The organism is Meiothermus sp. (genome assembly GCF_025056915.1).
Taxonomy (GTDB): domain Bacteria; phylum Deinococcota; class Deinococci; order Deinococcales; family Thermaceae; genus Meiothermus.
On the sequence record NZ_JANWVH010000096.1, the window covers coordinates 1 to 9,657 of the forward strand.

At 60.1% G+C, this 9,657-nt stretch carries 11 protein-coding genes; 3 read left to right on the forward strand and 8 right to left on the reverse strand.

The window, feature by feature from the left end:
• The 6 genes from NZN28_RS12735 to NZN28_RS12760 form a co-directional block, all read right to left on the reverse strand.
• A partial coding sequence (locus NZN28_RS12735; protein WP_295398723.1) for a helix-turn-helix domain-containing protein occupies positions 1-486 on the reverse strand: 486 nt, incomplete at its 3' end.
• 141 nt (positions 487-627) lie between these two features.
• On the reverse strand, positions 628-1,605 hold the full coding sequence (locus NZN28_RS12740) for a deoxyhypusine synthase family protein (RefSeq protein ID WP_295398724.1): 978 nt from the start codon (positions 1,603-1,605) through the stop codon (positions 628-630).
• 179 nt (positions 1,606-1,784) lie between these two features.
• Positions 1,785-3,515 carry a hypothetical protein gene (locus tag NZN28_RS12745; protein ID WP_295398725.1) on the reverse strand — a complete coding sequence of 577 codons (1,731 nt, stop codon included), beginning with the start codon at positions 3,513-3,515 and terminating at the stop codon, positions 1,785-1,787.
• A 13-nt stretch (positions 3,516-3,528) separates the two neighbouring features.
• Positions 3,529-4,209 (reverse strand): type II secretion system protein J, encoded by a 681-nt coding sequence (locus tag NZN28_RS12750; protein ID WP_295398726.1) that lies wholly within the window; start codon positions 4,207-4,209, stop codon positions 3,529-3,531.
• A complete protein-coding gene (locus tag NZN28_RS12755; RefSeq protein ID WP_295398727.1) occupies positions 4,210-4,782 on the reverse strand; it encodes a type II secretion system protein in 573 nt (190 codons plus the stop codon).
• A gap of 11 nt (positions 4,783-4,793) precedes the next feature.
• Positions 4,794-5,324, reverse strand: a complete 531-nt coding sequence (locus NZN28_RS12760; protein WP_295398728.1) for a Tfp pilus assembly protein FimT/FimU — start codon at positions 5,322-5,324, stop codon at positions 4,794-4,796.
• A gap of 519 nt (positions 5,325-5,843) precedes the next feature.
• Here NZN28_RS12760 and NZN28_RS12765 point away from each other — a divergent pair.
• Positions 5,844-6,257 (forward strand): group III truncated hemoglobin, encoded by a 414-nt coding sequence (locus NZN28_RS12765; RefSeq protein ID WP_295398729.1) that lies wholly within the window; start codon positions 5,844-5,846, stop codon positions 6,255-6,257.
• Positions 6,258-6,299: 42 nt separating this feature from the next.
• Here NZN28_RS12765 and era read toward each other — a convergent pair whose 3' ends face one another.
• The gene (gene era, locus NZN28_RS12770) at positions 6,300-7,196 is read right to left on the reverse strand and encodes a GTPase Era (protein ID WP_295398730.1); all 897 of its coding nucleotides are present in this window, start codon (positions 7,194-7,196) and stop codon (positions 6,300-6,302) included.
• Between the two features lie 57 nt (positions 7,197-7,253).
• On the opposite strand from era, the gene dprA reads away from it, so the two are divergent.
• Positions 7,254-8,267 carry a DNA-processing protein DprA gene (dprA, locus tag NZN28_RS12775; protein ID WP_295398731.1) on the forward strand — a complete coding sequence of 338 codons (1,014 nt, stop codon included), beginning with the start codon at positions 7,254-7,256 and terminating at the stop codon, positions 8,265-8,267.
• A 33-nt stretch (positions 8,268-8,300) separates the two neighbouring features.
• Here the strand turns inward: dprA and dusA are convergent, their stop codons facing one another.
• Complete coding sequence (gene dusA / locus NZN28_RS12780) at positions 8,301-9,335, reverse strand: tRNA dihydrouridine(20/20a) synthase DusA (protein WP_295398732.1); 1,035 nt, start codon at positions 9,333-9,335, stop codon at positions 8,301-8,303.
• Between the two features lie 65 nt (positions 9,336-9,400).
• On the opposite strand from dusA, the gene NZN28_RS12785 reads away from it, so the two are divergent.
• Positions 9,401-9,657, forward strand: a 257-nt coding sequence (locus tag NZN28_RS12785; protein WP_295398733.1) for a hypothetical protein, incomplete at its 3' end; no start/stop codon positions are given.

A 9,657-nucleotide genomic window follows, 5' to 3' on the forward strand; every position in this document is an offset into this window, starting at 1 on the left:
CTTACGCTCACCCTGAAAGATACCCTCCCGCACTGTAAGCGGCGCAAAGGCCAGCAGTAGCCGGGTGGAAGCCCCCGCATACAGGGGCGCTCGCCTCCCCGGCGCAATGTAGAGGCGCACCCTCGAGCGAGCCTCCACCACCTCCAGGTACACCCCCTCCAGCCCATCCCGCACCACCCACTGCACAGACTGGCCTGTAGCGTCGCGTAGGGCCTGCATCAGCGGTAGGGCCACCTGGCGAGCCGGATAGGCGGCCTTGACCAGGGTGCCCAGGTGCAACAATCGCGTGCCCAGGCGGTAGCGGTCGTTGTCGCGCACCAGCAGGCCATGCTGCTCGAGCGCCCGCAGGCTGCGCAGGCAGGTAGCCTTGGGCCAGCCGCTCGCCCGGGCCAGCTCCGAGAGGCCCCAGTAGGGTCGCTCCTCGCTGAAAAACCCCAGCAGGTACAGGGGACGCTCGAGGGTGGGAATGGTTTCGAGGGGTTTCATTGAATGAACCACCTGTTTATTGAATGAACCTATTGGCCCCAACACTAAGGCCCAGTCCCCCCGGCTGTCAAGGGGGCGCCCGCGTGACCGGTTCAGACTATGCCTAAAGACCTAAAACAGCGAAGCCACGCAGCAAGAGGCTCACCAGCCCAGCACCAAAGCAAACATCAAGGGGGCCACTATCGAGGCATCCGACTCAATCATGAACTTGGGCGTGTCCACCGCCAGCTTGCCCCAGGTGATTTTCTCGTTGGGCACAGCTCCCGAGTACGAACCATAGCTGGTGGTGGAGTCGGATATCTGGCAGAAGTAGCCCCACACCGGAACATCGGGACGCTGCATGTCCTGGTGCAGCATGGGCACCACGCAGATAGGAAAGTCGCCGGCAATGCCCCCGCCAATCTGGAAAAAGCCGATGGAGTGGGCCTTGCTGGTCTGTGTGTACCAGTTGGCCAGTTCCATCATGTACTCGATGCCGGTTCGCACGGTGTGCACGTTTTTGATGTCCCCATTCAGGCAGTGACCCGCATACATGTTGCCGGTGGTGGAGTCTTCCCAGCCCGGCACATAGATGGGCAGGTTTTTCTCTGCCGCGGCCACCATCCAACTATCCTTGGGGTCAATCTGATAGTACTGCTCGAGCTTCCCCGAACGAATAATGCGGTACAAAAACTCATGCGGGAAGTAGCGCCCCCCGGCCCGGTCGGCGGCCTCCCACTCCTCCAGCAGGGCCTTTTCCAGACGCCGCATGGCCTCCATCTCGGGAATGCAGGTGTCGGTCACGCGGTTCATGTGCTTTTCCAGCAGGCGCTGCTCGTCCAGAGCGGTGAGTTCGCGCCAGTTGGGGATGCGCTCGTAGTGGTGGTGGGCCACCAGGTTAAACAGGTCTTCTTCCAGGTTGGCCCCGGTGCAGCTAATGGCGTGCACCTTGCCCTGGCGAATCATCTCGGCCAGTGAGAGGCCCAGCTCGGCGGTGCTCATGGCCCCGGCCAGCGTGACCATCATCACTCCGCCTTTGTCCAGGTGGGCCCGGTAGGCTTCGGCAGCGTCTACCAGGGTCGCCGCGTTGAAGTGACGGAAATGGTGTTTGAGGAAGTTTGAAACTGCTCCGTTTGCCACTTGGATACCTCCCAACTCGCGGGGTGGGCGAAAGTGGCTCCCCCCTTCGGCCCTGGGTGCAGCGCACCTGCCGAACGCCGGAATACCGCAGGCTCTACAGCCTGCCTTGCTCCGCCTGCAAGTGTATCCGAGTTCCCGATGATTTCAAGACCTCGGCTGGCTTGGTTAAGAGCAACCGCTTAGAAGCGCTCGTAGGAGAGAATTTGGAACGCTGCAACCCTGGTTCCGGGAATAGCGGCCAGCGCCCCCGGCAGGTTGAAACCAGGGTCTACATAGAAAATGTCTGAAGCGCCCTGTCCTCCACACTGTCGATTGTTAGCATTCCCCGTTGTGTTAGCGCACAAAGATTCCACGATTGCCATTCCGGCCAACGCGGACTGCGAACCAGACATTGCGAACGTTTTCCCAGAATATATCAAAGCAGCCACCGCAACATTGTTGTTGCCATATAAAACTGAGAAATTGTCATTAGGGTTCGGGTTCCCCTCAGCCAAAAGGGCTAGGGTCTGCTGGGGGAAGCGTGCTGTTCCGTCAGGCCCGAAGTTTGCATTAAAAGTAATATTCCCACCAGAGCCGTTGCGTGATTCCAGTAAGAGAGCTGCTGCTCTGTTACCGGTTTGGTTATAGCCGTATGCGCTGTAGCTGATGGCTCGGTCAAAAACGATATTGAAGCCTTGTAATACGGTGGTGCCATACACCTCGAGCTGTCCGTTAGGCTGATAACGAAAACCCGCAATAGGGGTAGATCCCACCACCACCCTACAGTCATATGCCGTGTTGTTTAGAGTTATTGTGGCTTGATTGAGAAATGAAGAGCAACTATTCGCATCACTCCAGGTTGCCCCCGTTGGTAAGCCTGTCGTCGGCATGGGTGGCAAAGCTTCCCCTCTTGTAAGAATAACGCCCCTCGCATCATTTCGAATGCACGTCCGCCAACTCAAACCCGCCCCACAAGTACCGGAATCATCTAGCCTGGGAAACCGGGGGGACTCGGCATCGGTAATATCGTAGCGACCAACAAATGGTGCGCAAAAACCATTTGCGCAGGTCTGGTTCTGTATGATTCCCTGGTTGTTGTAAGCCAGGGCTAACGAGGGATAATTGGGAACCAGACTGGGATCACCTATCTTGATGTCTACTAAATTTTGACCATTTCTACCAAGTCCTGCGCTACCAGTCAGTCCGATGGTTCCCCAACGCACACGGAACGAGGCACACAGATTATTCGTCTGGACAGGGCTTACCCGAGAACTCAGGAAGGCATTGCCCTGGCTACCAGCTAAATCGTAGTTGTTCGATATCTCGAGGTTTCCGCTACCCGCAAAAACCCTTCTTTCGGGATTACTTTGATCCCCCTCAATAAAAACCCCGCCGCGAATCCGGGCATTTCCATTGATGGATTCTTGTCGCACCCCCCCCGCCACCACCGCATAGCGCAACAGCCCCGCATTGGCCAGGTTAAACACCGCCCGCACGCTCGACTGTGCTCCGGCAAACCGCCCTACCGAGGTTATGGTCATGTAGTTGGGGTCGTTGGCATCGCGCCGGATGGTGACGGTGGCCTGCCCTCCTGCGACGTTCTCGGTGAACACCATCTGACCCTGGCTGTTGAAGGTTTGCATGGGGCCAGGGCCGTTTCGGTCCCAATCAATGCCCAGGTACAGCGGGTTCTCACAGGCTCCTACATTGGCCGCAGGCTGGCCCAGCGCCCAACGAAAATTCTGAAACAGCGCGGTTTTGTACTTTTGCAGCCCGGCCTGGGCGATGTAGTTGGCCTGGGTGGAGGTGGCGTCGTTGCGGGTCACAAACTGCTCTATTTGGGTGGTGTAGAAGGTGCCAAACACCAGCAGCCCCACCAAAACCAAAATGACCAGGGTGGCGACAATGGCAATTCCAGACTTCCGGCGCATGCTCCCTCCTGCCTCAGTTTTTGAGGTTGGGCATCAAGACCTCTTGGGTGAGCGCCAGGCAGATGCGCCCTGCCGGGCAGTTGACTGTGCTACCGCTGGCGGTGGTGTAGCTGTTGGCCGCGATGCTGGCAACGGTGGACGCAGACTGTCCAATCACCGTGACCCTCGCGCTGCGGGGGTAGCTGCCCGAGGGGCAACTTGCGGTGTTGGAAGTGGTGTTGTTGCTGCACTGGTACTGAATATCCATGGCCAGGATGTTGGGGGCCAAATCCACCAGCGAGGCCGCGCTGCCGCAGGGCACATCCGAACGCTGGAGCGTGTTGCCGCTAAAGGCATAGCTAACGGCACGACAGGCCTGGGCCGAGCCGCGCAAAGTAGTCACATACTGAGCAGCAAAGCCGTCCGGCACCCCGGCGTTGGTGGAGGTGAGGCAGTTGACCCCACTGCACTCGCTGGAAACCGTGGTAATGAGGTTGCCGCTGGAGTCGACAAAGCCCCTCGAGCCCACCATCTGCAAGTCCTGCGTGACCATCTGCATCACCATCCGTACCCGATCCTGCACCTCGCTGCGGCTCTGGGTGCGCTGGGTCAGGTCGCGCTGGTCGCCAAAGTAAACCGCCACCAGGGTCAGGATTCCGGCCAGAATCCCCATGGCTATGAGCAGTTCGACCAGAGTAAAGCCGCACCTGCGCATCTAGGGGCCTCCTGAAGGGGTGGGGCAAGGGGCGGGGGCGTCCGAGGTCGGCGAGGGATACACATCGTAGCAACTGATGCGGTTGACCAGGGTGATGGTAGGCCCCCGGCTGTGGGTAGCGGTCACAGTGATGGTGATCAGCCCTTCACCCATCAACCCGGACTCACGGGCCACGCTCCAGCGGGTGGTAATCAGGTTGGTGGTGGTTCCGCTGCCGTTGTTGCAGCTGATGCCACTGCGCAGGGCGGTGCGGGAGGAGTTGCTGGGGGGCGGCGAGGGCAAAGCTGTGACCTGGGGGCAAGAATAATAGTAGTCCACGAAGTAGAAGCTCTTGTTGGCGCTGATGTCGTCGAGCAGGTTGTTGTTGGAGGGGGGCGACTCCACTTGCAGCACCAGAGCGGCCTGGCGCTCTAACTCCGCCGTAGCGGCAGCCTTGACCTGCGAGGCCAGTCCAGTCTGGGCACTGGCCCGCAGGCTGGAAAGCTGGCTCAGCACCAGGGGCACAAAGGCAATGCCAATAATGGCCAGCGCCACCAGAAGCTCCACGATGCTAATTCCGCTGGGCTTGCGCATCTCCCCACCCCTTATGGACACGTACCACTCACCACCTGACTGCGGCCTTGCTGGTTGATACAAACCGTTCGCTGAAAGTTACCTGCAAAGTTGGTCAGCACAATGTGGAGGCGGCCCTGGTCTTGCGGAACCCCCCGGGCATCGAAGGTGAAATTGTAGGTTCTGGCATTGGGGCAGTTGGTGGTGGTCGTGGAGGAAGTAACCTCGGTGGCAGATTGGCAGCGGACCCTGGGGAAATCGCCCTGACCTAGGGTTATGGTCTGAAGCACAACCCGGCTATTTACGTTATTTGGGTCGTTCCTATCACGCACCCAGACCTGAAGGCTGCCATTGCCCTCTGTGTTGAAGATGATGCCGCCGCTGGTGTTGTTGCGAATGGCCTCGAGCCTCGCCCTTGTGACCTGCGAGGACAAGACCTCGCTGGCCTGAGAAACTGCGATGCGGTCGGGGTTGAAGTAGCCCAGCCCAATCGTCAGCAAAATACCCAGGATCGCCAACACCACGATGATTTCAACCAGCGTCAGGCCCCTGTCCCGCTTCATAGATTCATGCCAATTCTAGAACGTCTGGAGCCAGAACAGTGCACCTATTTTGGGGGAAGGCCAAAATGGTTCGCAACGCTTGTTCAGGACGATGCAAACACAAAAACCCGTATTTCATAACTTGGTCAGCGCCCTGAAAAGCCTACATGTTACGTGGTTCTTCACATTAGAGCGCTCTTCACATATTTAGAGCCATTCGAGTAGAAGAAAGCTTTGTCCTGGACAGAACAGTGGCCACCTGGATAGGCGGCCACGTCTTTGAAGGGCACGATAATTCCTCGTTAATCGACAACCAGCCATTCACATATTTTCTTTCCGGGCGTTTGGCGCTGTCTTGAGTTCGGGCCAGCATCCGCTCTCGATACCAGAGGGGTTGGGATGGGCACCCGGTAGTCAGACCTCACACCACCCACGCAAACGGCCAGAACCACCTCAAGCGGCACTAAGCTTCCCTGGGCTTAAGCCAATCGGGGCTTTGCTCACTACAGCCGGGCGGTTTGTTAGCATAAGGTTTGATTTGTGAACGACATCGCCTCTCGAGCCGACATCGCGGTGGTGGTGGATACCTTCTATGCCAGGGCTATCCAGGACGAGCAGATTGGCTACCTGTTCGAAGGCCTGGACTTAATGAACCACCTGCCCACCATCCACGACTTCTGGGAAAACATCCTGTGGCGCACCGGCGCCTACCGGGGCGGCATGATGTACAAGCACCTGATGCTCAACGCCCGCAAGCCGCTCAAGCTCGAGCACTTTCAGCGCTGGCTCGAGCTTTTCCTCCAGACCATAGACGAACACTACACAGGCCCCAACGCCCAGACCATGAAGCAGTTTGCCTACTCAATCGCCAACACCATGTACAGCCGGATTTCTCAGCAAAACACGGTCCCACTGGGGGTTCGGGATAGCCCCCCCAAACCCTCGGCGGGCTGAGTGGGTTTTCGGGGATTTATGCCGTCTGAAAGGCAGACAGGGCTACTGGTAGCCCAGTTCCCGCAGGGCTTCGGGGTCTTTGCGCCAGTTGGGGTACACCTTGACCTGCAAGTCCAGGTACACCTTGTGCGCCAGAAAAACCTCGAGCTGCTTTCGCGCGGCTGCTCCAATTTCCCGGAGCATCCGCCCCCCTGAACCAATCAGGATGGGCTTGTGGTTTTCGCGCTCGACGTAGATGTTGACCCGAATGTAGAACATACCGTTGTCCCGAAGCTCGAACTCCTCGGTCTTGGTGGCAATGGAGTAGGGAATCTCTTCCTTGAGCCGCTTCATGGCTTCCTCGCGCACAATCTCGGCGGCCCATTCCTCGGGGGTCTGGTCGCCCTTGGCGTAGTCCTCGGGGAAGAAGAAGGGGCCTTCAGGCAACAGGGCCAGCACCTCGTCGCGCAGGGCCTTGGCATCGCGCTCATTCTGGGCCGAGATCATGCGGGTCTCCAGCCCGGGCAGCAGTTCGGCATAGGCTTGCAGGGCGGCGTCGGGGTACTTCGCGGCATCGGCCTTGTTTCCCACCAGCAAGATGGGCACCTGCTCCTTGAGGGGGCGCAAGGCCCGCGCGACCAGTTCGTCTTCGCGGGTGGGGGGGTGCCGCAAGTCCACCAGCCAGAGCACCAGGTTGACCTCGGCCAGGGCCTCGGTAATCTGGCGAATCATGTACTCGCTCATGGCATCGGCGGCTTCGTGCCAGCCTGGGGTGTCCACAAACACAATCTGGCGGTTGCCCTCGGTGTGGATGCCGCGCACCCGCTTGCGGGTGGTCTGCGGCTTGGGGCTGATGGGGGCAATCTTCACGCCCAGCATGGAATTGACCAGGGTAGACTTGCCCACGTTGGGCTTGCCGACCACGGCTACAAATCCGGAATAGGTGGTTCCTTCAGTCACCGCTTTAGTATAGATGAACCTCGAGGCCCTCCCCCATCCGCTATCCTGATGCGAGCTATGCCCGACCCCCTGGCCCTTGCACTCTCCCCCCAGATTGGCCCCAGCCGCTTGCGGCAAGCCCTTGCCACCGACCTGAGCGTGGAGGCGGTGGCCGAACTGCTGGGCCGCGAGATTGCCTCAGGTTATGCCAAAGCCTTGCAGGAGGGCCGGGCCGAGCAGGAGCGTGAGCAGGCAGCCAGGCTGGGCCTGCGGCTGATTGGGCTATGGGAGCCCGACTACCCCGAGGCCCTGCAACATCTGGACAGCCCCCCAATGGTGCTGTACCTGAAGGGGGAACTGCCGCCTTCCGAGCGCAACATTGCCGTAGTGGGCACCCGCAAAGCCAGCCCCTGGGCCACCGCCTGGACCCACAGGGTAGCCCGCGAACTGGCCGAGGCCGGCGTGGGCATCATCTCGGGGCTGGCCCTGGGGATTGACGCCGCCTCGCACAAGGGCGCGCTGGAGGGGGGCGGCTACACCCTGGGGGTGCTGGGCAGCGCCATGGATCGCTTCTACCCCCCGCAGAACCGCGCCCTGGCCGAAAAGATGCACGTGCTTTCGGAGTTTCCGCTGGGAACCCCCCCGCAACCTGGGCTGTTTCCCCGGCGCAACCGCATTGTGGCCGCTCTGGCCAGAGCTGTGCTGGTGGTGGAGGCCGGGGAGAAAAGCGGCAGCCTGATTACCGCTAGGTTTGCGGCGGAGCTGGGCCGCGACGTGCTGGCCGTACCGGGCCGCCCCGGCGATGCTTTCTCGCTGGGTTGCAACCGGCTGATTCAGGACGGGGCCGGGCTGGTGATGAATACCGAGGATGTGCTGAACGCGCTGGGGGTGCGGGCCCCGCAAAAGCAGGCTTTACCCCTCGAGGGCCCCGAAGCCCTGGTCTACCGGGCCTTGCTCGAGCTTTCCGAGGCCCTGCCCGACGACCTCGCCCAGACCACCGGCCTTCCCACCAGCGAGACCCTCTCGGCACTGATGGTGCTGGAAATTAAGGGCTTGGTGCAGTGCAGCGCAGGCCGGTATGCTCCTGTCTAGCCCGCAAGCTCTTCTGTTCCCGTCTGGCCGCACCTAGCTGACCGCCTGTTCTTTTGATTCGCTCACCATATCGGCTTTTTCGAGGCGCTGCGTTCCCCGGCACACCTGCTCCAGGGCCTCTCGCAGCACCTCCACCCCAGCCCCCCGCCGGCAGGCCCGCTCCGAGAGCCACCGGCGCCACAAGCGGCCTTGGGGCTGTCCTTTGAACAGGTTGAGCATGTGCCGGGCAATGGCCCAGAGGGGGGTGCCCCGCTCGAGCTGAGCCTCGGCATAGCCCAGCATGGCCCGGGCCACCTCCAGGCGGGTGGGGGTGTGAGCCAGTCCGAATAGCCTGGAGTCGGCCTGCTCGAGCACAAAGGGGTCTTCGTAGACAGCCCGCCCCAGCATGACCCCATCCACCCGCGCCAGGTGATGCTCTGCCTCCTCGAGGTTTCGCACCCCCCCGTTTAGCACAATCGTCAGGTGGGGGAAGTCCTGCTTAAGCCGGTACACCCACTCGTAGCGCAGGGGCGGTACGGTGCGGTTCTCGGCAGGCGAAAGCCCCTTCAGGTAGGCCTTGCGGGCATGGATAATAAAAACCTCGACGCCCACCCCCGCCAGCTTCTCGATGAAACGCGCCACATAGCGGTAGTCCTCCACCTCGTCCACCCCCAACCGGTGCTTGGCCGTGACGGGTACCCGTACCGCCTGGCGCATTGCCGCCATGCACTCGGCCACGAGGTCGGGCGAGAGCATCAAACAGGCCCCAAAGCCACCCCCCTGCACCCGCTCCGAGGGACAGCCCAGGTTCAGGTTAATTTCGTCGTAGCCCCACTCTTCCCCAATTTTAGCCGCCTCGGCCAGCTTTTCCGGCACCGAGCCCCCAAGCTGCAAGGCCACCGGGTGCTCTTCTGGGTTGAAATCCAGCAGCTTCGGGCGCTGGCCCAGCAGGATGGACTGATCCACCACCATCTCGGTATACAGACGGGTTCGCCGGGTGATAAGGCGCAGCAAATAACGAAAATGCCGATCCGTCCAGTCCATCATGGGCGCGACGGAGAAAAGCCAAAGATTTGGTTTATCAGACATGGGAGAGCAAGGGTTCAAAGTGAAAGAGGCCTTCTTTTCTGAGGATATCATGTTGAGAGCAAACTATGGCTCAGGCAGTGTTTTCCCCCAGAGAAACACCTGACTGGTTCTCTGACAAAGCACGGCAGGCGCAAAGCTCCATCCTGGTGGCGGCGCCGTACATAGGCAGGGTGTTAGAGGAACTTGTTTCCGACTGTAATCCCAGGGTATCCATCGAAATCTTTACCAGTTTGAGGATTTCCGACGTGCTTAGTGGTGCCACGGATGTGGATGCTGTGTACCGTCTTTCAAAAAGAGCACGCGTACGCAGCATCGGAAATTT